Raw genomic sequence first — 21,928 nt, forward strand, 5'->3', positions numbered from 1 at the left:
TTCACCCTGTGCGTCTTGCTTCCCACCCACCGGCACGGGTAAGTTGCAGGTATGACCCAGACTGGACCGACCCCGACTACCTTCGCCAGGATTGCCGTGGGCGTGGACTTCTCGCCCTCCAGCCAGCACGCGCTGGAGGTGGCCCGCGCCCGCTTTCCCGGCGCGCAGATCCGGCTGCTGCACGTCACCGACGCGCGGGTGACCACCTCGCCGGACCTGATGGGCGGCGTGACCCCGGCGGTGTTCGACGCGGGTCTGCTCAGTTCCCTGGAGGACGCCGACGCCCAGCGGCTGGCGGCCCTGATGCAAGACGGCGAGGAAACCGAGCAGCTTGTGGGCGATCCAGTGACGGGGATCGTGGAGGCCGCTGCCCGCTGGGGCGCGGACCTGATCGTGGTCGGCACGCACGCGCAGGGGGCGCTGGAGCATTTTTTCATCGGCAGCAGCGCCGAGAAGATCGTGGGGCGCAGTCCCATCCCGGTGCTGACCGTGCGCCTGCCGGACCGCCGCCCTTGAAGGGCCGCCTGTGAAGGTCGGGGTTGTCGGCGCGGGGCTGGTGGGGGCCACCGCCGCCTACGCCCTGACCCTGCGCGGCTCGTGCAGCGCGCTGGTGCTGGTGGATCAGGACGGGGACCGGGCGCGGGCCGAGGCCCAGGACATCGCCCACGCCGCGCCCATCAGCCACGGGGCGCGGGTGAGCAGCGGCGACTATCCGGCGCTGGAAGGCAGCCGGGTGGTCATCATCGCTGCCGGGGCCAACCAGAAGCCCGGCGAGGGCCGCCCGGAACTGCTGGACCGCAACGCTGACATCTTCCGGCAGGTGATTCCGCAGGTGGCTGCGCACGCCCCCGGCGCGGTGCTGCTGATCGCCACCAATCCGGTGGACGCGCTGACCGATCTGGCCGTCCGGCTGGCCCCCGGACATGCGGTGATGGGGTCCGGCACGGTGCTGGACAGCGCCCGCCTGCGCTGGCTGATCGCGCAGCACGCCGGGGTGGACGCCACCAACGTCCACGGCTACGTGCTAGGCGAGCACGGCGACAGCGAGGTCATCGCCTGGAGCGGCGTCACGGTGGCCGGGCTGCCGGTGGCCGACTTTATGGCGGCGCGTGGCCTGCCCTGGAAGCCCGAGATCCGCGCCGGGATCGAGGCAGGTACGCGCGACGCCGCCGCCAGCATCATCGGCGGCAAGCGGGCCACGTATTACGGCATTGGGGCGGCGCTGGCCCGCATCGCCGAGCGGATACTGGGAGATCGCCGCGCGGTGCTGACCGTTAGCGCCCCCACCCCCGAGTACGGCGTGAGCCTCAGTCTGCCGCGCGTGGTGGCGGCGGGCGGCATTGAGGCCAGCGTGATGCCGCTGCTGACCGGGGACGAAAAAGCCGCACTCGAACGGAGTGCGGCGGTGCTCAGGGCGTCGGTGGAACGGCTGGGCCTGCCGGACTGAGCGGTGAGGCGTTGGGGTCCGTGTTCGGGTCCGGCGTCTGCGGGGGAGTGCCGGTCGGCGCGGGAGGTGTTGTGGGGGACGTGGCCGGGGCAGCTGAACCGGTGTCCGGTGCGTCTCCCTCCTCCACAAACTCCCCGGTGATGGTGCCGCCCTCGGCCTTGACCGCGTAGACCTCGTTCCGGTCGAGGTCATACAGGATCATTCCGGCGCGCAGGGTGTCGCCGCCCTTGACGCTCACGGCCGGCTGCTCCGGCGTGCCGATCAGGCGGGCCAGATTTGCCGCGTCGTCGTACTCCACCCGCCCGGCCCGGCTGACGCGTCCGCCCTCGCTGTTCAGGACGACGTTGCCTACCAGCGTGGTGGTCTCCGCGTCCACGTTGACCTCGATGCGCTCGCTGCTGCCGGTCAGCGGGTCGGTCTCGTTGGCCCGCTGAAAAGTCACCGGGCCGTCGATGCGGGCAATGCCGTCCGTCTCGTCGTAGACCAGCTTCTGGCCCTTCAGTTCGGTCTTGCCCTGGGTCACAAACACCGTGTCGGGGGCCGGTTTGGGGGTGGCCTGAACCTCACAGCGGGTCAGGCGGTCCGTGGCATCCGGCGGCACCTCGTCTGGATTCAAGAATCGGGCGGTTCCGGCACTGGCCTCCACCCGTCCGTCGCTGCCCTCCTGGCCGTCTTCAGGCTGCTGCTGCGTCACCACCGCCAGCGGCACCCGGATCACGTTCTTGTCGATGGTGATGCGCACGCCGCCCGGCCCGGTCTCGCTGAACACGGCCAGTGTGGGCGTTTCTGGAGGATCGTCACCTTGTGGACCACAAAGCGCGAAGATGCCTGTGTCATCAGTGATGCCAGTTTTAACGATGCGAATCCGGCGTTCCTGGCCGTCCGTGTCGCTCTTGCGGACCAGTTCCAGGCTGGAGGTTTCCGCGCCCGGCGCGGCTTCTGGTTCGGCGTCTGGGTCCGTGGGCTCAGGTGGGGTGGTCTGTTCCGGGGCGGCGGGCAGCGTGGGCGGCGGCTGCGTCTGGGCGGGCGGTGTGGGCGCCGGGGCCGCGTCCTGGGCCAGCACCCACACCGGCAGCGCCGCGCCCAGTGCCAGGGCCAGCGTGACCCATCCCCTTACCATTCCGGAACGCAGCATAGGCTCTAGCTTACTTCTCGCCGCTCAGCTTGAACTGTTCGGCCGGAATCTTGTACGCCGAGTTCAGGGCGCGCACGCGGCCCAGGTCGGTGCGCTGTTCCAGATAGCCGCTGGCCGGGGCACGCACCGTGACCTTGCTCTTGCTGTCTACGCTGACCGCGTTGCCCACCACATAGGCCACGTTCTTGCGGTCGTCGTAGTACACCGCGTTACCGGTGGTGGTCTGGGTGCCCTGGACCAGCTTGACCCCGCCCGACACGTACAGCGTCTTGGTCTTGGTCAGCGCGCGGACCTCCTGCCCGGTGATGGTCAGCTCCTTCTGGTTGCCCCTGGCGGCGCGGGTCAGGCTGGGCGTGCCGGTCATCTGGGCCAGTTCCTTGTCCTCATCGAACACCAGCTTGTCGGCCCGGCCAGTCTGGTTGCCGTTGGTCAGGCGGACGCTGCCGGTGCTGGTGGAGATGTTGTTGTCCACGTCCAGGCTCATCTGCGAGGCGCTGATGCTCACCTTGTCGCCGTCCTCCTTGTCCTCGGGCACAAAGGTGGCGCTGGGGGTGCCGCTCAACACGCCCTGTCCGGTGGCCTCGCTGTAGGCCAGGGCGCTGCCCTCGGCGCTCAGGCGGCCACGCTCCACCTGCACATTCCCGGTGAAATTGGCGGTGCGCTTGCCCTCGGCCTCCAGCAGCGAGACCCCGCTGGGGGCAGCCAGGGTGGCCTGTGCCGATTCGATCTTGAGGGTGCTGACCGTGGCCTTGACCGGGTTGCCGCTGTAGGTCAGGGGGCCAGTTCGGACGTTGCCGCGTGCCCCACCCTGAATTTTAACGATGCGGTTGGGGTTGGCGGCAGTCTGGGCCAGCGCGGTCAGGCTCAGCAGGCCGATCATCAGGGCAATTCGTTTCATGTGGTTCTCCTTGGATGGATCTGTGGTGGGTGGATGAAGGTTGCTGTCGGGAGCAGGGTCAGGTTGTGGGAACCAGCCGTCCGTCCTGGCATTTCTCAGTGGCGTTCAGGTTCAGTGAGGTCGAGGAGGTGTCGTTGTCCATGTCGTCGAGGTCGAACTGGAACGACATTCGCAGTTTCTCGGCGTGACCATTCAGGAAGGGCGACGTGATGTCGGCCACCGGCGCCGTGAAGCCGTAGCCCTGCTCGATCTTGACCGGGTTCTGGCGCGTTCCTTTCATCACGATGCCCGCACATTCGTTGACCAGCCTGATGCTGGCCTTAAGCGTGGTCATGTCATCCTGCCCGTCGATGGTCAGCCGGTCCGCGTCCAGCGTGGCGTCCAGCGTTTCGCGGCCCGTCAGCCTGCCGCTGGCGTCGCGTTCCTTCAGGACCCGTTTGCCGCCGGAAATCCCGGTCAACACCGTCTCGTTGGACACGGGATTGCTGCTGACGTTCTGCGCCGAAAAGCTCCACACCGCGTCCGGGTCACGGGAGGGAAACAGGCGCAGCTCCACGCCCCGCAGGGTGGCGTCTGTTTGCGGCCCGCCCCGGCCTGCGCCCGGCAAGAAGGCGAAGATCAGGGCGAAGATAAGGATCGCCAGCAGCGCGTAGAGGCCCGTTTTCTGCACGCGGGCACTCTAGCGTCCGGCCCTCATGAGAGTGGTGGGCCTGGGATGGGCGCAGTGGGGGGGAGCGGGGGAAGAGCGGTGCAGGCTGGGTCTGCCCTGCTCATACCGCTTACCCTGTCTCGCATGATCGACACCCACTGCCACCTCGATTACCTAGAAGACCCGGCCTCTGCACGGGGGGAACTGGGCCTGAGCGCGATGGTCTGCATCGGCGCCAGCCCCCAACACGCCCGCAACGCCGTGGCTCTGGCCGAACAGTTTCCCGACGTGTACGCCACCGTCGGCCTGCACCCCACCGACACCGGGGAGGACAGCCCGGAGGCCCGGCGCGAGCTGGAAGAACTGGCGGGCCATTCGCGCGTGGTGGGCCTCGGCGAGAGCGGACTTGACGATTACTGGGACGACACCAAGCGTGCTGCACAGGTCAGCGCCTTCGAGTGGCAACTGGAACTGGCGCGGCGCGTGGGCAAGCCGCTGGTGATCCACACCCGCGACAAGGCTGGGCAGGACAGCGCCCACCGGGGCGTGATGGACGTGCTGGGCAGGTGGCCGGACGTGCCGGTGATCCTGCACTGCTTCAGCGGTCACCCGGACCTTCTGCGCTTTGGCCTGGAGCGCGGCGAACATACCTTCTTTGGGTTTGCGGGCAACACCACGTACAAGAACGCGCACGAGATTCACGCCGCCGCCCGCACCCTGCCCCTGGAACGCATGCTGCTGGAAACCGACGCGCCCTTCCTGGCCCCGGTGCCTAAACGCGGCAAACCCAACCGCCCCGGTTACGTGCGTCACACGTTGGAGTTCATCGCCGCCCTGCGTGAGATGCCCGCCGATACGCTGGAGCGCATGACGGATGCGAACGCTCGGCGGGTGTATGGATTGGGGGCTGAAGGTAGAATTGAGGATTAAATACAGAGGTAGGAGCGTCGAACGTCTCCGCCCGCAACCTCGCCCCAACTTGCCCCGCCCGCCCGCAACCCGCTAACATGGCCCCATGAAGTCACGCGCCCATCACTCCGGTCTGGTGATGGCAGTCGTGTGGCGGCGAATGCCCCAGCACCCCGGTCTGAATACGCGAACTCCACGCGCCTGAAAGCCTTTTATCGGTTTTCAGGCGTTGTGCTGACCTCGCGGCAGACCGGGCTTTTTTGTGCTCAACCAAGGAGTTATAACCATGCACGTTTCTCTTCCCGATGGAAAACAACTGGAATTACCGCAGGGCGCCACCGCCCTCGACGCCGCACAGGCCATTGGCCCCCGGCTGGCCCAGGACGCCCTGGCCGCCACCGCCAATGGCGTGCTGACTGACCTGTTCACGCCGCTGCCGGAGGGCGCGGAGATCAGCCTGATCACCAAGAAGAATCCGGGACAGGCCCAGAGCGTCTTCCGGCACTCGCTGGGACACGTCATGAGTCAGGCGGTGGGCGAGTTCTACGCCGCCAGGGGCTACCCGGCAGAGGCCATCAAGCGCGGCGTCGGCCCCAGCATCGAGAACGGCTGGTATCAGGACTTTGATCTGCCCGAACCGCTGCGCGAGGAAGACCTGCCCGAGATCGAGAAGCTGATGCGCGACATCATTGGCCGGAACCTGCCCTTCTCGCGCCGCGAGGTCAGCCGCGCCGACGGTCTGGCGCAGTTCCCCGGCGATCCCTACAAGAGGGAACTGATCGAGGGCCTGCCGGAGAACGAGCCGATCACTCTGTACCAGCAGGGCGACTACGTGGACCTGTGCCGGGGGCCGCACTTCCCAAGCACCGGCAGGCTGCCCACCGCCTTCAAGCTGACCAGCACCAGCGGCGCGTACTGGCGCGGCAACGAGAAGAACCCGATTCTCCAGCGGGTGTACGGGGTGGCCTTCGCCAGCCAGAAGGAGCTGGACGAGTACATGGAGCGGCTGGAGGAGGCCAAGCGCCGCGATCACCGCAAGCTGGGCCGCGAGCTGGAACTGTTCACCATCGATCCCCTGGTGGGCAAGGGCCTGCCGTTGTGGCTGCCCAACGGCACGGTGCTGCGCGAGGAACTGGCGGCCTTCCTCAAGGAGCAGCAGTTCCAGCGCGGCTACCAGGGCGTCATCACGCCGAACATCGGCAACCTGGAACTGTACAAGACCAGCGGGCACTACCAGAACTACAGCGACAGCAACTTCTCGCCCATTACGGTGGACGACGAGCAGTACATGCTCAAGCCGATGAACTGCCCGCACCACGTCCGCATCTACGACAGCAAGCCGCGCAGCTACCGCGATCTGCCGGTGCGGCTGGCCGAGTTCGGCACGGTATACCGCTACGAGCAGTCCGGCGAGCTGAACGGCCTGACGCGGGTGCGCGGCTTCACGCAGGACGACGCCCACATCTTCTGCCGCCCGGATCAGCTGAAAAAAGAGTTCCTGGACGTGCTGGACCTGACGGTGCTGGTGCTGCGGACCTTCGGCATGAACGACGTGCGCTTCCGCGTCGGCACCCGTGACCCGGAGAACGACAAGTACGTGGGCGACGCCGCGAACTGGCAGCTGGCCGAGGACCAGATTATTCAGGCTGTGGAGGAAGTGGGCCTGCCCTACAGCATTGAGCCGGGAGACGCCGCTTTCTACGGCCCCAAGCTGGACTTCGTGGTCAAGGACGTGCTGGGCCGCGAGTGGCAGCTGGGCACCATCCAGGTGGACTACAACCTGCCCGAACGCTTCGACATCTCCTACGTGGGCGAGGACGGCCAGGACCACCGCCCGGTGATGATCCACCGCGCCCCCTTCGGTAGCCTGGAACGCTTCGTGGGCATCCTGATCGAGCACTACGCCGGGGATTTTCCGCTGTGGCTGGCCCCACGCCAGATCGCCATCGTGCCCATCGCGGACCGCCACAACGCCTACGCCGAGGAACTGCGCGCCGAGCTGCACAGGGCTGGTCTGCGCGCCGAGGTGGACGATTCCAGCAACCGCATGCAGGCCAAGGTCCGCAACGCCGAACTGTCCAAGATTCCCATGATTCTGGTGGTGGGCGACAAGGAGCAGGAGGCCCGGCAGGTCAGCACCCGCGAGCGCTGGCCCGACGGCCACCGGGAGCGCAAGGGCGTGTCTTTTGACGAGTTGAAGGCCGAACTGCTGGAGCGCTACACCAGCCGCAGCTAGAGGCTGCGAAGCTGAACAGCAGGAAGCTGAACAGCAGAGTGGAGAGGCCGCCTGCCGGGGCTCGGGGCGGCCTCCTCATGTGGTTTACCGGAACGCCTTGAGTCGCCCCTCAATCACGGCTCCGGCACTGGGCGTAGCGCGGGTGACGGCCAGGACCGCTTTCTGCTCCTCCGCGCTGCGCTTCAGCAGCTTGATGCCGTTCAGGTACACCGTCGGCGTGCCGTCCACGAAGGTTGCTTCCTGGCCCGCCATCTGCCGTTTGATCTCGGCCTGGGTGGTGTGCTGGCCCATGCAGGTCTTGAAGGCGGCGATGTCCAGCCCGCCCTCCTTGGCATAAAGGGCAAATTTCTCGGTGGCCTGGGTGGTGTTCAGGCGCGTCCACTGGTTGAAGCGCTCGAACAGGCGGTCCGAGTACGGCCAGAACTGCCCCTGCGTCGCCGCGCACTCGGATGCCTCAGCGGCAGCGAAGGCGTTCTTGTGAAAATCCAGCGGAAACTGGTGGTACACGACGCGGTACTGTCCCGGCTGCTTGCGCCAGCGGGCCAGATCGCCCTGCCACAGGTCCTGACAGAACGGACACTGAAAGTCGCTCATCAGATGAATGACGTTGGGAGCGCTGGCCTGTCCGGTGACATTGGCGCTGCTGGGAAAGGTGCTTTCCGGCAGGACATTGAGCGTCAGGTACGCCTTCCAGCGCAGGCCGTCCCGCCGCAGCGCAAGGAGACTGGTGCCGGACTGGTCCGTCGTCTCGACAATTCCCCGGAGGGCCGAGATCAGGACGTCAGGCGAGGACAGGGTTTTCTGCAGTTCCGGCAGGTCCTTCTCGCTCATGCCCCAGGCCACGCCGAAGCCCCGTGCCAGGTCGGCGGTGTTTGTCGTTTCCACCAGCACGCCCACCACCCGCCCGGCCACCACGTCCAGCGTGAAGGCGGTGTCGCCCTTCCTGAACACATGGCCCGTGGCGGCAAAGCCCTTGAGAATCGGTTGTTTTGCCGTGACCTGCGGCGTCTGCCACAGCTGCGCCTGCGCGGCGCTGGAATACAGCAGCGCAGCCCCCAGCAGCAGGATCAGCGGGAAGCGGAGGAGGGAACTGGGACGGACCGAGGCTGGAAAACGCACGGCGTCAGTCTAGCCGTCCACATCCGGACCGTGAGGCGAGAATGCAGGCCACCGGACGTCCGCTGCTGCCCCGCATGGCGCCGCGACTGGGGCGCGTTTGTGCTGTTCTTTTAACCAAAGTTACGTTCAGGCCAGGGGCTGTGCCCCCATACTGGCCCGATGACCACGAACGTCCCTGCCGCCGATCTCGCTGCCGATCCTTTTATGCAGGAGGAACTGGAATTGCCCGGTCTGAGCGCCCTGACGGGGCAGTGGCTGGCCGCCGTCGGCGAGGACCCGCAGCGCGAGGGGCTGCTCAAGACCCCGCACCGCGTCGCCAAGGCCTGGAATTTCCTGACCGACGGCTACCGCATGACGCTGGAGGAGGCCGCCGGAAACGCCGTCTTCGAGGCCGAGGGCAGCGAGATGGTGATTGTCAAGGACATCGAGTTCTACTCCATGTGCGAGCACCACATGCTGCCTTTTTACGGACGCGCGCACATCGCCTACATTCCCGAAAACAAGATTCTGGGCCTGAGCAAGTTTGCGCGAATTGTGGACCTGTATTCGCGCCGCCTGCAGGTTCAGGAGCGCATCACCACGCAACTCGCCGACGCCGTGCAGGAACTGCTGGACCCCAAAGGCGTGGCCGTCATGATGGAAGGCACGCACCTGTGTATGGCGATGCGCGGCGTGCAGAAGCAGAATTCATCCACCACAACCAGCGCCATGCGCGGCGTGTTCCGGGATGACCCCCGCACCCGCGGCGAGTTCATGAGTGCGGTGCAGACCACCTTGCGCGCCCGCTGAGGCAGAAGAGAGGGGACAGATTCACCACAGGAGGAAGGGCCGCGACATCTTGCCGAGGCCCTTCCTCCTTGGGGTGCCTTACCCCTGGCGTTCCAGCCAGCCCGCCAGCCACGGAAGCTTTTGCTGTACGCGGTCCCGCATGCCGCCCCAGTAGCGCCGGGACCAGCCCTCCAGGTTGCGCTGCTTGCCGCGGGCCACCGCCATCGCGCCTTCGGGAACGTCGTCGTGGACGGCGCTGCCGGCAGCAATGAAGGCGGCGTCGCCCACCGTGCGCGGGGCGATGATGGTGCTGTTGCTACCGATGAAGACGCCCGCGCCGATGTGGCTGGGGTGCTTGTTCACGCCGTCGTAGTTGGCGACGATGGTGCCCGCGCCGACGTTGGTTTCCGCGCCGATCTGCACGTCACCCAGGTAGGCCAGGTGTCCGGCCTTGACCCCAGCGTCCAGCCTTGCGTTTTTGGTCTCCACGAAGTTACCAATGTGGACGCCTGTGCCCAGCACGGTGCCGGGCCGCAGCCGCGCAAAGGGGCCGACGTCGCTGCCCGCGCCGACGTGCGCGCCTTCCAGCACGCTGTGGGCCTTGACCACCACCCCGGCCTCCAGCACGCTGTCGGTGACCACGCTGTAGGCCCCCACGGTCACGCCGCTGGCCAGTCGGGTCTGGCCGCGCAGGATCACGCCGGGTTCCAGGGTGACGTCGCGGCCCAGGGTGACGGTGTCCTCGATGCGGGTGGTGTCGGGATCGTGCAGCGTGACGCCGGCCGCCATGTGCGCGGCATTGATGCGGCGGCGCAGGATCGTTTCCAGTTCCGCCAGCCCGGCGCGGTCGTTAGCCCCCATCACCTCGTCGGGGTCCGTGAGCTTGAAGGCGTGGGCTGCCTCGCCCTCGGCGCGGTACAGACCCAGCAGATCGGTCAGGTAGTACTCGCCCGCCGCGTTGTCGTTGCTGATACGGTGGGCCAGTTCGGCGGCACGGGAGTCCATCAGGTAGACGCCGCTGTTGAATTCCCCCACCTGTGCCTCTTCACGCGTGGCGTCCTTCTGCTCCACAATGCGGACCACGTCGCCTTGGCTGTCGCGAATGATCCGCCCGTAACCGGTGGCGTCGGGCAATTCTCCGGTCAGCAGGGTCAGGGCGCTGCCCCGCCCGCGGTGGTCCTCGAGCATGGCCTCCAGCGTCCCGGCGCGCAGCATTGGCGTGTCACCGTACAGGACCAGCACGTCGGCGCCCGCATGATCTTCCAGGGCGTCGATGCCGCAAATAAAGGCGTGGCCGGTGCCCAGCCGCTGCTCCTGGCGGGCAAAGACCACCCCATGACCCGCCAGGGCCGCCTCCACCTGCTCGGCGCCGTGCCCCGTGACCACCACCACGTTACGTGCGCCCAGTTCGCGCGCCGCCTTCACCGCCCACGCCACCATCGGGCGGCCCGCCACCGGGTGCAGCACCTTGGGCAGCGCCGAGTTCATGCGGGTCCCCTGACCCGCCGCAAGAATTACCACGTCGAGTGGACGTTTGTTTCCAGTCATGTCATTTCACCTTTGGGGCAGTGTAGTGCACGCCGCCGGGACAGAAGCAGCCGCTGCACAGACCTCTGGCCCGGAGGGCAGGTCAGGCCCCACAATGCCCCGTATGCAGCGTTCCCGGAAGCGTCTCGCGGTGATTCACACCGGCGGCACCATCGCCAGTCGTCCCAGCCCCGACGGGCGTGGCCTGACCCCCCAGCAGGCCCCCAGCCTGACGGGCCTGCCGGATGTGGAGGTCCACGACGTCCAGCCCCTCAATCTGCCCAGCCCGCACATCACGCCCGCCCACATGCTGGAGCTGGCCGGGCTGATCACGGCGCTCGCGCCGGACCATGACGGCGTCGTCGTGACCCACGGCACCGACACGCTGGAGGAAACGGCTTTTGCGCTGCACCTGCTGCTGGGCACCCCCACGCCCGTTGTCCTGACCGGCAGCATGCGCCACGCGGCTGAGGTGTCCTGGGACGGCCCGGCCAACCTGCTGGACGCCGCCGGGGTGGCGCTGCATCCCCACAGTTCCGGGCGCGGCCCGCTGGTGGTCTTCGGGGGCGACATCTTCGACGCGCGGACCGTGACCAAGGTGCACACCACCGCCGTCGATGCCTTCGGCGGCTACCCCGGTCCCATCGGACGGATTGACCGCACCGAGACGGCGGCCCACGTCCGCTTCTTCGCCACGCCGGAGCAGCGCCAGACCTACGCGCCGGATAGCCTGAAGGCCCGCGTGGACATCCTGTACGCCTACGCGGGCTGGCGCGGCGAGGGGTACGCCGGGGCGCGGGCAGAAGCAGACGGCATTGTGATCGCCGCCCTGGGCACCGGCAACCTGCCGGCCGAACTGCTGCCGCTGATCGCCAAGACCCGGCAGCCCGTGATCATCGCCACCCGCACCCACGCCGGCCCGGTGCTGCCGGTGTACGGCTACGCGGGCGGCGGCGCGACGCTGGTGCAGGCGGGGGCCATTCCCGCCAGTTTCCTCAACGCGCACAAGGCCCGCATCCTGCTGCTGACGCTGCTGGGATCGGGCCTGGGCAAGGAGGAGATCCGGCGGATCTTCGGCGAGGCGGGGTTTTAGCTTGGGCTCAGGACGCGGGCGGCATGCGAATCAGGCCCGCGCTGTTGGCCCCGGCCAGCAGCAGAAGCACGCCAATACCAGCGCGCGAATCCGCAGCAGGACGGGTTGCGTCAGGGTGAGGACGGCGCAGCGTTCAGATGCTGCGCCGTCCCCGTAGTTGAACCCCCTACTCCAGATCCAGCCGGACCAGGAAGCGGCCGCATGACGGGCATTTCACGGGCGGCAGCTTGCCCAGCGCGGCCTTCTGCTGCACGTTGACGGGCAACACCACGTTGCAGCCGGTGCAGCGCCCGCCCCGGATCTCCACCACGCCCAGCCCCTTCTTGGCCTTGCGGATCATGTCGTACTCGCGCACGGTGCGGGCGTCCAGGTCACGGACCAGTCCGGCGCGTTCCTGGCGGTCCGCCTCGCCCTGGGCACGCAGGTTCTCGATGCGGGCCTCGTCCTTTTCTTCCATGCCGTTCAGGCTGGGACGCAGGGCGCGGTGCTGGGCGCGCAGGTCGGCGGCGCGTTCGTTCAGCTCGCGCTGGCGCTCCCGCAGCGGCACGAGATCCTCTTCCATCTCGTCGGCGCGTTCACCAAGCTGCTGGATGCGGCTGCCGTACTGGCTCTGGGCGCGGGCGTCGAAGGCGTTCTTCTCCTGCTCCTCGGCGGCGCGGGCCATCTGTTCGCGGGTGCCGCTCAGGTCCTGTTCCTGCTGGCGCGCGCGCCGGTCCACGCCTTCCAGGGTGATCTCAGTGTCTTCCAGCTCGTTGTTGAGGCGTTCCTGTTCGGCGCGGGCGGCCCGCAGGTCATCGGGAAAATTCTGTTCCTCGTCGCGCAGACGGTCAAGGCCCAGGTCAAGTTCCTGGACACGGTGCAGGCGGCGCAGGGGGGAAAGATCAGTCATCACCCGCCAGTGTACCTCCCAATTGCCGGGGCCGACTCCGGACCGGCAAGAAAACGTGACGTTGGCATGGGCAACGCACCGGCTGGAGCCTCTCCCGTCTGCAAGACTGGCCTGTGCGGGCCTGGTCACCCCGGCGGCCATCTGGCCCCGCGCACAGGCGTACGCTGCGTTCATGTTCTCGCGCCCCGGACGCTCCGTCCCCGCCCACGATCCCGACGCGCCCCGGCCCAAACGCGATCCCCGGCAACTGGTACGGTTGCTGGCCTATGCCCGGCCTTACCGGGTCATCTTCATCATCGGCATGCTGGCCACCCTGGTCTCCAGCGGTCTGAGCCTGGTGTTTCCGCTGCTGTTCGGACGGCTGATCGACGCCTCGTTCCTGAAGGTGGGCAGCACCGACACCGGGCCGCTGGACCGCACGGTGCTGCTGCTGCTGGGCATCTTTGCGCTGTCGGCGCTGTTCGGGGCGGCGCAGTCGTACCTGCTGTCGCGGGTGGGGGCGGGCGTGGTGGCTGATCTGCGCCGCGCGCTGTTCTCGCACCTGCTGACCCTGTCGCCGCGCTTTTTCGGGGACCACAAGACCGGCGACCTGACCAGCCGCCTGACCGCCGACGTGGGCACGGTGCAGACTGTGACCAGCACGGCGCTGGCGCAGCTTGCGGCGCAGTCGGTCAGCCTGATCGGGGCCGTGATTCTGCTGATCCTGACCAGCGCCCGCCTGAGCCTGCTGACCCTGGCAGTGATTCCGCTGATCATCGGCACGGCCATCTTCATTGGGCGGCGCATCCGCAAGGTCAGCCGTGAGGTGCAAGACGCCGTGGCCGCCGCCAATGCCAGCGCCGAAGAGGCCATCAGCGGCGTGCGTGTGGTGCAGAGTTTCACCGCCGAGAACGTGGAACGGGGCCGCTACGGTCAGGGCATCCTGGTCAGCTTTCTGGCTGCGCTGCGCCGCGCCCGGTTGCAGGCGCTGATGGGCGGCGTCATGAGCTTCCTGACCTTTGGGGCGCTGGCGGTGGTGTTGTGGTACGGCGGGCGGCAGGTGATGAACGGCAGCATGACGCCCGGCAATCTGGTCACCTTCCTGATCTACGCCCTGCAGGTGGGCGGCACAGTGGCCGCGCTGACCGGCATCTTCAACCAGTTTCAGGAGGCGCTGGGGGCCTCGGGCCGGATCTTTGAGCTGCTGGACGAGCGCAGCGACTTGCCCGCGTCTGCCGCGCCGCTACCGCTGGCCCGCGCCGAGGGCCGGGTGGAGTTCCGCGATGTGAGCTTCACCTACGACGGCCAGTCCGCCTTCGAGGGTGCGGCGGTGCTGCGGCACATCAATGTGGACGTGCCCGCTGGTCAGGTGGTCGCGCTCGTCGGCCCCAGCGGCGCGGGCAAGACCACCTTTGTCAACCTGATCCCGCGCTTCTGGGATGTGACCGGCGGGTCCCTGCGCGTGGACGGGCACGACGTCCGTGGGTACCCGCTGGCGGACCTGCGGGCGCAGGTCGGGCTGGTGCCGCAGGAGACGCTGCTGTTCTCCGGCACCGTGCGCGAGAACATCCTGTACGGTCGCCCCGACGCCTTACCGCAGGACGTCGAGGCTGCCGCAACTGCCGCCCATGCCCACGACTTCATCCGCGCCTTTGAACACGGCTATGAGACCGTGGTGGGCGAGCGCGGCGTCAAGCTGTCGGGCGGGCAGCGCCAGCGCGTTGCCATTGCCCGCGCCATTCTCAAGGATCCCCGCATCCTGATTCTGGACGAAGCCACCAGCGCCCTGGACAACGAATCCGAAGCGCTGGTGCAGGCTGCCCTGGAACGGCTGATGCAGCACCGCACCACCTTCGTGATCGCCCACCGCCTGAGTACCATCCGCAACGCGGACCGCATCCTGGTGATGAACGCCGGGGAGATGGTGGAGGACGGCACCCACGCGGAGCTGCTGGCTCAAGGCGGGCTGTACCGTGACCTGTACGAGCTGCAATTCCGCCGCGAGCAGGAGGCGCAGGCCAAACTGGTCTAGGACAGGTATGGCTCAGGGCTGGGTGGCCCGGTGCCGGCGCTTCCAGGCTGGGGCTTGCACGTTGTGAAGGGGGATGGTACTATCCTTCTCGCGCCGGAAACGGCCCGCCACCTTGCGCCCCGACGCTTTTTTCGGGTGCAGGATCACAGAAAGACCCTGTTCGGCAGTAGCTCAGTGGCAGAGCGTTCGACTGTTAATCGAATGGTCGTAGGTTCGACCCCTACCTGCCGAGCCACAAGAAAAGCCCCCGCCTCAAGTGCGGGGGCTTTTGCTGCTGTGAGGGTCTAGCGGTTGCGGTACTGCGGCAGGTTCTTCCAGGGCTCGAAAATGTTCATAGACAGCGACTGTGCGCCCACTGCGGCGGTGGTCTTCACCCAGGGGGAATAAGAAACCGGCGCTGTTGTGGCGGCATAGGTTGTTTTGACACCAGGGTCAATCTCAGTGTTAAGCACAGACCAGCCCTTCTTGAGGGTGATGGTGGTGTCTATCTGACCCAGGCCAAGGCAGTCGCCCTTGTACTTGAAGGTAATATCCATATTGGAGAACCACCACGACTTGAAATGGGTGGCGCTCGCTTTGGTTGCTGTGAGTTGAGCGATGATCATGTCATCCTTGTCTGTCCGCAAGAAGTTGATTGGATAGACCCGGAGATCGGCTGGGGCGTCAGTGACGACGTCCTTACACAGTCCAAAAACGCTTGCATTGGGATCTCTAACCGAGAACAGCAGGTTCGCTTTCGCGCTTGTCATAGCTGCTGTGTTTGGTAAGTTCAGATCAAATTTGCCTGTGGCATCCACCGGGGCGGGAATTTCGAGTTCTCGTTTGTTCACGCTGCTGGCCTCGCCCGCCGTGAACGGTGTTATTTGCCCCTTGATCAACGCAATCTGTCCGTTCGGAACAGGTTCCGCGGGCTTTGGATCCGGCTGGGGTTCAGGTGTCACGGTGCCGCCCCCGCAGGCGCTCAGCAGCAGACTCAGGCCGATGACGGCGGCGAAAGAGGCGGCGGGCCGTTTCAGGTTGGTTTGATTGAACATGCTCCATAGCCTGACACCTCGGCTGGCGAAAGGAATCCCGCTTGCATTCAGGCTGCCCGTGCGTTTCTCTCACTGTTGAATCAGGACAGGTGGATCAGAAACAGGGCAATCAGAAACAGAGCAGGGAAGAGGCGGCCCCTCTCCCTGCCCTGTCCCCGGTGAGGCGTCAGATGGACTGCACGCTGAACTTCAGGCCCAGTTCCTGCACCTCGGTGTTGGGATCACGTCCGGCCACCAGGGCGTAGGCGGCGCGCTCCGGGGTCAGGTAGGTGTCCATGACGCGTTTGAGGTCCGCTGCGGTGACCGCCAGCAGCCGCGCCTTATAGGCCTCCTGCACGTCCGGCGTGAAGCCCGCCTGATCACCGAAGAAGCGCAGGCGGCCCACGGTGTCCGGGCTGGTCAGCGGGTCCAGGGTCTTGCTGGCCGACAGGACCGCCTCGGTGATTTCGCGCTGGCCCGGCGCGGTGTTCAGAAAGGCGCGGGCGTCGCGGAACACCCGGTAGGTGCGGGCAATATGGGGGTCGCGGTAGCTGGACATGGCGAACACGCCCTCGCGCGGGTCAAACGACGCGTTGCCGCCGTATGCGCCGCCCTTCTCGCGGAGCTCCTTGAGCAGGTACTCGCTTCTCAGCAGGCGGGCCAGCACCAGCAGCGCCGGGCTGTTGGGGTGGGTGTACGGCACCGTCTCGAAGGCCACCGCGTTGAACGCCACCGGCGAATCGGTCACGCGCGCCTGCGGGCCGCCGTCATGCAACTGCGGCTGCGGGCGGCCGACTGCGGCGTCCCCGGTGAACAGGGTCGTCAGCGGCATCAGGTCCAGCGTCAGGTCGTCCTCGGTGGCGGTCAGGCACAGCACCGGCTGGCCGGAAAGCAGCAGCGTATGGATGCGCCCGAAGCGTTCCAGCAGGTCGTCCAGACCGCCGTCTTCCACGATCTGCTTGAGGCGTCCCAGTCCGCTCAGGCCGCCCCAGGTTTCGCCGATGGCGGCGGCGGGGCTGACCTGCGCGGCGGCCAGACGCTCGGCATACGCGTTGCCGGAATTGACCACGCTGGCCTTGAGCCCGGCCAGACGCTGCTTGAGCAGTTGCTCCAGCCGCTCGCAGGTGAATTCGGGGGCAGAGATGATGTCGCGCATCACTTCCACCAGCGCCGCGCCGTTGCGGGCCAGCGCCTTGCCGCTGAACGACACGGCCAGCCGCAGCCGGTGCAGGTCATCCGGGCGCACGCCGCTGCTGGCGCTGGCGCTGACGCCGCCGGTCACAGCCTCGATGCGGCGGCTTAGGGCCACGTAATCCTGGCCTGCCGCGCCGCTCTTGGTCACGGCGAAGGTGTACAGGGGCAGCACGTCCAGCAGGTCGTCCGGCAGTTCCGGCAGTCTTACCTGCACGTCCAGGTACGTCAGGCCGCCGGTGGGCTGCGGCACGCGGGCAATCACGGCGCGGCCCGCCTGCTCGGTGCTGTACGGCACCGGGGGAATGCTGGCCGGCACATCGGACAGGGCCAGCGTCGGCAGCACGTTGGGGTCACTCTCCTGCGCCTGCAATTCCTTGAGCCGCAGGCTCTCGGCCACGATGCGGGCGCGGTCCTCGTCGCTGAAGTTGGCACTGAGGCGCCCCACCAGCTCGCGCTCCTGCTCGGCCATGTGGGTGACCAGTTCGGGATCGGGGGCCAGTTCCAGCGTGACGCGGTGGGGGTTGTCCAGCAGTTCACGCTGCAGCATCGGCTCGAACACCTGACCCGCCGTCAGGTCGGCCCGCAGCCGCTCCAGCTGGGTGTCCAGCCGCAGCCCGGTCAGCGGGTCGCCGCCGTATAGCCACGGCCCCAGCAGGCGGAACATCACGCCCAGCGCGTAGGGAAAGCCGGAGTTGCTGACCTCCTTTTGCCCGATCTCGAACTGGTGCAGGCTGCTCTCGATCAGCGCGGGGTCAATGCCCGCGTCCACGATGGCCTTGAGGGTGTCCAGCACCAGCGCCTGAACCTCCTCGACTTTGCCCGCGCCCAGCCCCTTGAGGCCCACCGCGAAGGCCCCCTCGCGGAACGAGTCGCGGTAGCCGGTCAGGTCCGCCAGGGCGCTGCCCAGGCTCGAGTCGATCAGCGGGCGGGTCAGCGGCGCACCGGCGTTGCCCAGCAGCACATCGCTCAGGACGCTCCAGCGCAGGTTGGCGTCGGCGTCGTTGCTCAATCCCAGCTTCCACATCACGCTGACCTGGGTGCCGCGCTCGGTGTCGCTGCCGGGGTAGGTCACGCGCTCCTGGCGCGGTTCAGTGAACGGCGTCTGATCGGGAATGCTCACGTCCAGCGTCTGGGCCTGGAAGCGCGACATCACGTGCGACTCGATCTCGTCCAGGATGCGCGGGAGGGGCAGCTTGCCGTAGGTGTAGAAAAAGGCGTTGCTGGGGTGGTAATGCGCGGCGTGAAAGGCCCGCAGGTTGTCGTAGGTCAGTGCCGGAATGTCGCTGGGCGCCCCGCCGGAATTGTTGGCGTAGGTCAGGTCCGGAAACAGCGCCTTGCCGAAGGCCCGCCACATCACCGCGCCGGGAGCGGCCATGGCCCCCTTCATCTCGTTGTAGACCACGCCCTGCAATTTCAGCTCGGTGCTGGGATCGTCGGGCGTCTCGAACTCGAAGCGGTGGCCGTCCTGCCGGAAGCTCTCGTAGCGCATCAGCGGGAAAAAGGTGGCGTCCAGATACACGCCCAGCAGATTGAAATAATCCTTCTCGTTGCGGGTGGAAAACGGATAGGTGGTCCAGTCGTTGCTGGTCATCGCGTTCATGAAGGTGTTCAGGCTGCGCGGCAGCATGGCAAAAAACGGGTCCGGGACCGGGTACTTCTGGCTGCCCATCAGGACAATGTGTTCCAGGATATGCGCCACGCCGGTGCTGTCGCGCGGCACGGTGGGAAAGGTTACGCCAAAGGCGCTGTTGTCGTCATCGCGGACCACGTGGGCATGCCGCGCCCCGTTCTCATGGGTCAGCAGGACCAGCCAGCCCTGCATTTCGGGCAGCTCTTCAACGCGGTTAACGGTGTAACGGCCCAGACGGTCACCCACGCCGGGCAGGCTGGGCAGAGTGGAAGCAGCAGTGGTCATGCCAGGGATTTTAGAGCATGGGGCGGCACAGACCGTGGCTCACGCGCCCAAGTGCGCTGCGCACTCCGGGCCAGGGCCGTCCCCTCAGAGGCGCACGACACGCGGATGAAGGTCCAGCGCAAGGTGGCCCAGCAGGGCCTGAAAGTAGGCGAATGGATGCTTGCGGCTCTTGGTGCCCAGCGTCACCAGGACTCTGCACCCAGGGGTGGCGAGCGGCGCGAACCGGGCGATCACCCCGGCCGCCGGATCAAACAGGTGCAGAGCCGCGTCGGCCTCCCGGAAGAAGCGCTTCAGCCACCGCAGATGCGTGCTGGACAGCGTGAGGCCCGCCCCGGATGCTTCTGACGCAGCCCCCGGACAAAGGCCGAGACTGTCGCCTGCGCCGTGGCCGGAGCGCTCAGAAACGTTCCGGTTTCCACCAGCCCAAACAGCGGCCCGGCCACGATGAAGACCACCCGGCCGTGGGCTGTTCCCGCTTCCCTGGCGACGCAGGCCCGCAAGGCCGCACTCGTCCCGCCCACCCCGACGCCTGCCAGGGCAGCCCGGATGGGCGGAAAGACCCCCAGGAAAGAAAGACCCCCAGGAAAGGAAGTCCTCATCGCGTCCGATCAATGGCAATGCGGTGCTGAGGCCGCCCGTGTGTGGATGTGGGTCTGGCAGCCGAGGGTAGAGCGAAAACCGAGGGGCCAGCGTCGGGGCGGTCCCGGTGGGATCCAGAACTCCGGTGCCTTCCCACCCGCCGTCTCCTGGCACATCACGGCAAACTCACCGGACTGCCACGGCGCGGCGCGTAAACTGACAGACATGAAGCGAGTTCGCACAACGTGGCCCGCCCTGGCCCTGGCGCTGAGCCTCGCCGTGGCCGGATGCGGTCAGCCGGTCACCGGCACCTCCACCAGCAGCGGCCGGGACATCCTGTATTTTGCCGACAATGCCGCCGGGTTGCCCGTGATGTATCAGGGCGAGTCCTATACCGCCAACCTGAGCGTCTCCGGCGGCGCGGGGCCGTACAGCATGAGGGTCACGAGCGGCACCTTGCCCCCCGGCGTCAAGCTCAATGGGCAGCAGCTGAGCGGTACGCCCACCACCACCGGCACCTACCGGTTCACGCTGGAAGTGACCGACTCCACCCTCAGCACCCGTGCCAAGGAATACACGGTCAACGTGAACACCCTGCCGCCCCTGTCACTGGCCCCCAAACTGCCCTCGGGCGAGATTCGCGGCGAGACGCGCATTCCGGTGAACATCACCGCGCCCCGGAACGTGCGGGCCGCCCGGCTGAACTGGGAACTGCCCACAGGCGTGACCGTAACCCGCGTGCAGGCCTCCGAGCAGAGCGGCGTGCTGTTCTGGCAGCAGCAGGGCCAGGTGCTGACGGTGGACCTGGGCTTCAAGACCGTACCGCGCAACGGCGTGCAGGTGGCCCTGATCAGCGTTAAGCCGGCCAAGCCCGCCACGCTGAACGCCACCAGGCTGGGTTATGAGGCCCGCGACGGGACCGGCAAGCTGCTGGCCGGCCGGACCATGGCCGGCACCGTCATGACCGAAACGCCCAAAGCGGCTGAGGCCCAGGAGGACGCGAAGCCGTCCGGGGCAGCCGAAACAGCTCCCACCCCGGCCCCGGCGCAAACGACACCGGCGGATACGGCCCCTACTCCGACCCCCCCGACGGAGACAACGCCGACACCACCCCAGACCCCCCCCATCGACGTGCCCGGTGCACCTCCAGGGCAGGTTATCGAGCCCCCCAAGCCGCCCAACCCGGCTCCACCCGGTGCGTTCCTGAACAGGGAGGGACCGCTGTGATGCGCCGCAGGGTACTGCTGGCCGCCCTTCTTGCGGGCACGGCATGGGCCACCACCGCGCCGCCGCTGACGCTGGCGCATCAGGTCAAGAAGGCCGAAGTCATTGTGCGCGGCACGCTGGGCGCGGCGGTCAGCGTCAAGGAGGGCGAGGTCACGTATCTGGCCTACCCGCTAACGGTGGCCGAGACCATCACCGGCGACGCCGCCCGCCTGCCCCAGAACGACGGCAAGCCCGCGTTGTTCTTTCTTCAGGGCCTGGCAGATCTGCCGGAACTGAAGAGTGGACAGGAAGTCTTTGCGCTGCTGTATATCCGCAAGCAGGACAGCCCGCTGGTGGGCTTCAACCAGGGACTGTACCCGGTCACTGACGGTAAGGTTGCGGTGGGCGATGCCAAAATGCCAATCACCGATCCTGCAAGGCTACGGGACGCCATCCGCGCCGCGCTGGAGGCCAAATGAAGCGCCTGAACTGTCTGCGTTCCCTGGGAATCGTGCTGCTGGGTGCCGCCCTGGGCGTGGCCGACGCCGCTAGCGTCAAGCTGCAGCCGCAGGGCGAGGCCCTGACCCGCGCCGTGCAGGCGGCCCTGGGCGCGATCAGCACGAAAGAACTGCCGGTCACGCTGGACAGCGGCAGCGGCACCGTGCTGACCCTGGGCGGCGCGGGCAGCAGCGCCGCGCCGTTTAACCCCGACGTGGCGGCCCGCGTGGTCACGGTGGCCGGGGCGCGGCGCATCGAGTTCAATCCGGCTGGCCCGCTGCCATTGGAGCAGGCCGTGCAGCAGGAACTGGCCCGTGAGCTGGGTTTCAAGGAGTGGACCGCCGAGGCGGCCCGCACCCGCCTGAGCGGCGCGGACCTGAACGGCGACGGCAAGATTGACCTGAAAGACTTGGCGATCCTGATGGAGAACTACGGCAAGGCCAACTCGGTGGGTGACCTGAACCAGGACCGCAAGGTGGACGACGCGGACCTGCGGATCTTCAGCAGTCAGTACAAGCCCACGCCGGAGCCGGAGCCAGTGCCCGCCCAGGAGAAGCCAGCTGAGACGAAGCCGGGCGACGCGGAGAAGCCCGGCACCACGCCCACGCCGGTGGCTCCTGGCACGACACCGCCCACGACGCCTCCGGCCACGCCGCCAGCGGACCCGGCCCCTGTCACGCCACCCGCCCCGTTCCCTCCCGTGCCAACTCCGCCCACTGACCCGGCGCCGCCGAAGCAGCCTTAAGGCTGCTGGAGTGCGGGGGTTAGCTAGGGGTTGAGTCCAGCGCCCCCTATGCTCCGCATTCAACTGCTCCGCCTCTGCCATGAGCAGTGCCAGGATA

19 protein-coding genes and 1 tRNA gene are annotated in these 21,928 nt (G+C 67.3%); 11 read left to right on the top strand and 9 right to left on the bottom strand.

Annotation, left to right across the window (positions count from 1 at the left end):
• The first annotated feature begins 51 nt into the window (after positions 1–51).
• Both IEY31_RS06460 and IEY31_RS06465 read left to right on the top strand, forming a co-directional pair.
• Positions 52–516, top strand: a complete 465-nt coding sequence (locus tag IEY31_RS06460) for a universal stress protein (protein WP_188970152.1) — start codon at positions 52–54, stop codon at positions 514–516.
• 10 nt (positions 517–526) lie between these two features.
• Positions 527–1,447: a lactate/malate family dehydrogenase gene (locus IEY31_RS06465; protein ID WP_188970155.1), complete on the top strand. Its 921-nt coding sequence runs from the start codon at positions 527–529 to the stop codon at positions 1,445–1,447.
• Here IEY31_RS06465 and IEY31_RS06470 read toward each other — a convergent pair.
• From IEY31_RS06470 to IEY31_RS06480, 3 genes are read right to left on the bottom strand one after another with little or no spacing between them, the layout of a single operon-like run.
• Entirely contained in the window at positions 1,410–2,582 is a 1,173-nt protein-coding gene (locus IEY31_RS06470) for an LptA/OstA family protein (protein ID WP_229723366.1), read from the bottom strand. The genes IEY31_RS06465 and IEY31_RS06470 overlap by 38 nt on opposite strands.
• A 10-nt stretch (positions 2,583–2,592) precedes the next feature.
• A complete protein-coding gene (locus IEY31_RS06475) occupies positions 2,593–3,480 on the bottom strand; it encodes an LptA/OstA family protein (RefSeq protein ID WP_188970157.1) in 888 nt (295 codons plus the stop codon).
• 58 nt (positions 3,481–3,538) lie between these two features.
• Positions 3,539–4,150, bottom strand: coding sequence for a hypothetical protein (locus IEY31_RS06480; protein ID WP_188970159.1), 612 nt, complete (start codon positions 4,148–4,150; stop codon positions 3,539–3,541).
• A gap of 123 nt (positions 4,151–4,273) precedes the next feature.
• Here IEY31_RS06480 and IEY31_RS06485 point away from each other — a divergent pair, with 123 nt between their 5' ends.
• Positions 4,274–5,059: a TatD family hydrolase gene (locus IEY31_RS06485; protein WP_188970161.1), complete on the top strand. Its 786-nt coding sequence runs from the start codon at positions 4,274–4,276 to the stop codon at positions 5,057–5,059.
• Between the two features lie 265 nt (positions 5,060–5,324).
• The gene (thrS, locus tag IEY31_RS06490; protein WP_188970163.1) at positions 5,325–7,274 is read left to right on the top strand and encodes a threonine--tRNA ligase; all 1,950 of its coding nucleotides are present in this window, start codon (positions 5,325–5,327) and stop codon (positions 7,272–7,274) included.
• 84 nt (positions 7,275–7,358) lie between these two features.
• Here the strand turns inward: thrS and IEY31_RS06495 are convergent, their stop codons facing one another.
• Entirely contained in the window at positions 7,359–8,393 is a 1,035-nt protein-coding gene (locus IEY31_RS06495) for a DsbA family protein (RefSeq protein ID WP_188970165.1), read from the bottom strand.
• A 159-nt stretch (positions 8,394–8,552) separates the two neighbouring features.
• On the opposite strand from IEY31_RS06495, the gene folE reads away from it, so the two are divergent.
• A complete protein-coding gene (gene folE / locus IEY31_RS06500; RefSeq protein ID WP_188970167.1) occupies positions 8,553–9,182 on the top strand; it encodes a GTP cyclohydrolase I FolE in 630 nt (209 codons plus the stop codon).
• A gap of 78 nt (positions 9,183–9,260) precedes the next feature.
• Here the strand turns inward: folE and glmU are convergent, their stop codons facing one another.
• Positions 9,261–10,709, bottom strand: a complete 1,449-nt coding sequence (gene glmU, locus IEY31_RS06505) for a bifunctional UDP-N-acetylglucosamine diphosphorylase/glucosamine-1-phosphate N-acetyltransferase GlmU (protein WP_188970169.1) — start codon at positions 10,707–10,709, stop codon at positions 9,261–9,263.
• A gap of 103 nt (positions 10,710–10,812) precedes the next feature.
• On the opposite strand from glmU, the gene IEY31_RS06510 reads away from it, so the two are divergent.
• Positions 10,813–11,781 (top strand): asparaginase, encoded by a 969-nt coding sequence (locus tag IEY31_RS06510; protein WP_373289122.1) that lies wholly within the window; start codon positions 10,813–10,815, stop codon positions 11,779–11,781.
• 166 nt (positions 11,782–11,947) lie between these two features.
• Here IEY31_RS06510 and IEY31_RS06515 read toward each other — a convergent pair whose 3' ends face one another.
• Positions 11,948–12,670 (bottom strand): zinc ribbon domain-containing protein, encoded by a 723-nt coding sequence (locus tag IEY31_RS06515; RefSeq protein ID WP_188970173.1) that lies wholly within the window; start codon positions 12,668–12,670, stop codon positions 11,948–11,950.
• Positions 12,671–12,842: 172 nt separating this feature from the next.
• Between IEY31_RS06515 and IEY31_RS06520 the strand changes: the two genes are divergently transcribed.
• Together IEY31_RS06520 and IEY31_RS06525 are read left to right on the top strand one after the other, a co-directional pair.
• Positions 12,843–14,681, top strand: a complete 1,839-nt coding sequence (locus tag IEY31_RS06520; protein WP_188970175.1) for an ABC transporter ATP-binding protein — start codon at positions 12,843–12,845, stop codon at positions 14,679–14,681.
• Positions 14,682–14,841: 160 nt separating this feature from the next.
• Positions 14,842–14,916, top strand: a tRNA-Asn gene (locus IEY31_RS06525).
• Between the two features lie 49 nt (positions 14,917–14,965).
• On the opposite strand, the gene IEY31_RS06530 is transcribed toward IEY31_RS06525, so the two are convergent.
• The 3 genes from IEY31_RS06530 to IEY31_RS06540 all read right to left on the bottom strand — a co-directional run bounded on the left by IEY31_RS06530 (position 14,966) and on the right by IEY31_RS06540 (position 19,402).
• Positions 14,966–15,715, bottom strand: coding sequence for a hypothetical protein (locus tag IEY31_RS06530; RefSeq protein ID WP_188970177.1), 750 nt, complete (start codon positions 15,713–15,715; stop codon positions 14,966–14,968).
• 166 nt (positions 15,716–15,881) lie between these two features.
• A complete protein-coding gene (locus IEY31_RS06535; RefSeq protein WP_188970179.1) occupies positions 15,882–18,803 on the bottom strand; it encodes an insulinase family protein in 2,922 nt (973 codons plus the stop codon).
• 290 nt (positions 18,804–19,093) lie between these two features.
• Positions 19,094–19,402 (bottom strand): hypothetical protein, encoded by a 309-nt coding sequence (locus tag IEY31_RS06540; RefSeq protein WP_188970181.1) that lies wholly within the window; start codon positions 19,400–19,402, stop codon positions 19,094–19,096.
• A 205-nt stretch (positions 19,403–19,607) separates the two neighbouring features.
• Between IEY31_RS06540 and IEY31_RS06545 the strand changes: the two genes are divergently transcribed.
• From IEY31_RS06545 to IEY31_RS06555, 3 genes are read left to right on the top strand one after another with little or no spacing between them, the layout of a single operon-like run.
• On the top strand, positions 19,608–20,609 hold the full coding sequence (locus IEY31_RS06545; RefSeq protein WP_188970183.1) for an Ig domain-containing protein: 1,002 nt from the start codon (positions 19,608–19,610) through the stop codon (positions 20,607–20,609).
• Positions 20,609–21,067, top strand: a complete 459-nt coding sequence (locus tag IEY31_RS06550) for a hypothetical protein (protein ID WP_188970185.1) — start codon at positions 20,609–20,611, stop codon at positions 21,065–21,067. Before IEY31_RS06545 ends, IEY31_RS06550 begins: the two co-directional genes overlap by 1 nt.
• Positions 21,064–21,831, top strand: a complete 768-nt coding sequence (locus IEY31_RS06555) for a hypothetical protein (RefSeq protein WP_229723367.1) — start codon at positions 21,064–21,066, stop codon at positions 21,829–21,831. The genes IEY31_RS06550 and IEY31_RS06555 overlap by 4 nt, the downstream gene beginning before the upstream one ends.
• The last annotated feature ends 97 nt before the right edge of the window (positions 21,832–21,928 follow it).

This window comes from Deinococcus aerolatus (assembly GCF_014647055.1).
Taxonomy (GTDB): Bacteria; Deinococcota; Deinococci; order Deinococcales; family Deinococcaceae; genus Deinococcus; species Deinococcus aerolatus.

Coding starts and splice junctions, on each gene's coding strand:
- IEY31_RS06460 (WP_188970152.1), top strand. CDS start 52: ATGACCCAGACTGGACCGACCCCGACTACCTTCGCCAGGATTGCCGTG.
- IEY31_RS06470 (WP_229723366.1), bottom strand. CDS start 2,582: ATGCTGCGTTCCGGAATGGTAAGGGGATGGGTCACGCTGGCCCTGGCA.
- IEY31_RS06475 (WP_188970157.1), bottom strand. CDS start 3,480: ATGAAACGAATTGCCCTGATGATCGGCCTGCTGAGCCTGACCGCGCTG.
- IEY31_RS06485 (WP_188970161.1), top strand. CDS start 4,274: ATGATCGACACCCACTGCCACCTCGATTACCTAGAAGACCCGGCCTCT.
- thrS (WP_188970163.1), top strand. CDS start 5,325: ATGCACGTTTCTCTTCCCGATGGAAAACAACTGGAATTACCGCAGGGC.
- folE (WP_188970167.1), top strand. CDS start 8,553: ATGACCACGAACGTCCCTGCCGCCGATCTCGCTGCCGATCCTTTTATG.
- glmU (WP_188970169.1), bottom strand. CDS start 10,709: ATGACTGGAAACAAACGTCCACTCGACGTGGTAATTCTTGCGGCGGGT.
- IEY31_RS06510 (WP_373289122.1), top strand. CDS start 10,813: ATGCAGCGTTCCCGGAAGCGTCTCGCGGTGATTCACACCGGCGGCACC.
- IEY31_RS06515 (WP_188970173.1), bottom strand. CDS start 12,670: ATGACTGATCTTTCCCCCCTGCGCCGCCTGCACCGTGTCCAGGAACTT.
- IEY31_RS06520 (WP_188970175.1), top strand. CDS start 12,843: ATGTTCTCGCGCCCCGGACGCTCCGTCCCCGCCCACGATCCCGACGCG.
- IEY31_RS06530 (WP_188970177.1), bottom strand. CDS start 15,715: ATGTTCAATCAAACCAACCTGAAACGGCCCGCCGCCTCTTTCGCCGCC.
- IEY31_RS06535 (WP_188970179.1), bottom strand. CDS start 18,803: ATGACCACTGCTGCTTCCACTCTGCCCAGCCTGCCCGGCGTGGGTGAC.
- IEY31_RS06540 (WP_188970181.1), bottom strand. CDS start 19,402: ATGAGGACTTCCTTTCCTGGGGGTCTTTCTTTCCTGGGGGTCTTTCCG.
- IEY31_RS06545 (WP_188970183.1), top strand. CDS start 19,608: ATGAAGCGAGTTCGCACAACGTGGCCCGCCCTGGCCCTGGCGCTGAGC.
- IEY31_RS06550 (WP_188970185.1), top strand. CDS start 20,609: ATGCGCCGCAGGGTACTGCTGGCCGCCCTTCTTGCGGGCACGGCATGG.
- IEY31_RS06555 (WP_229723367.1), top strand. CDS start 21,064: ATGAAGCGCCTGAACTGTCTGCGTTCCCTGGGAATCGTGCTGCTGGGT.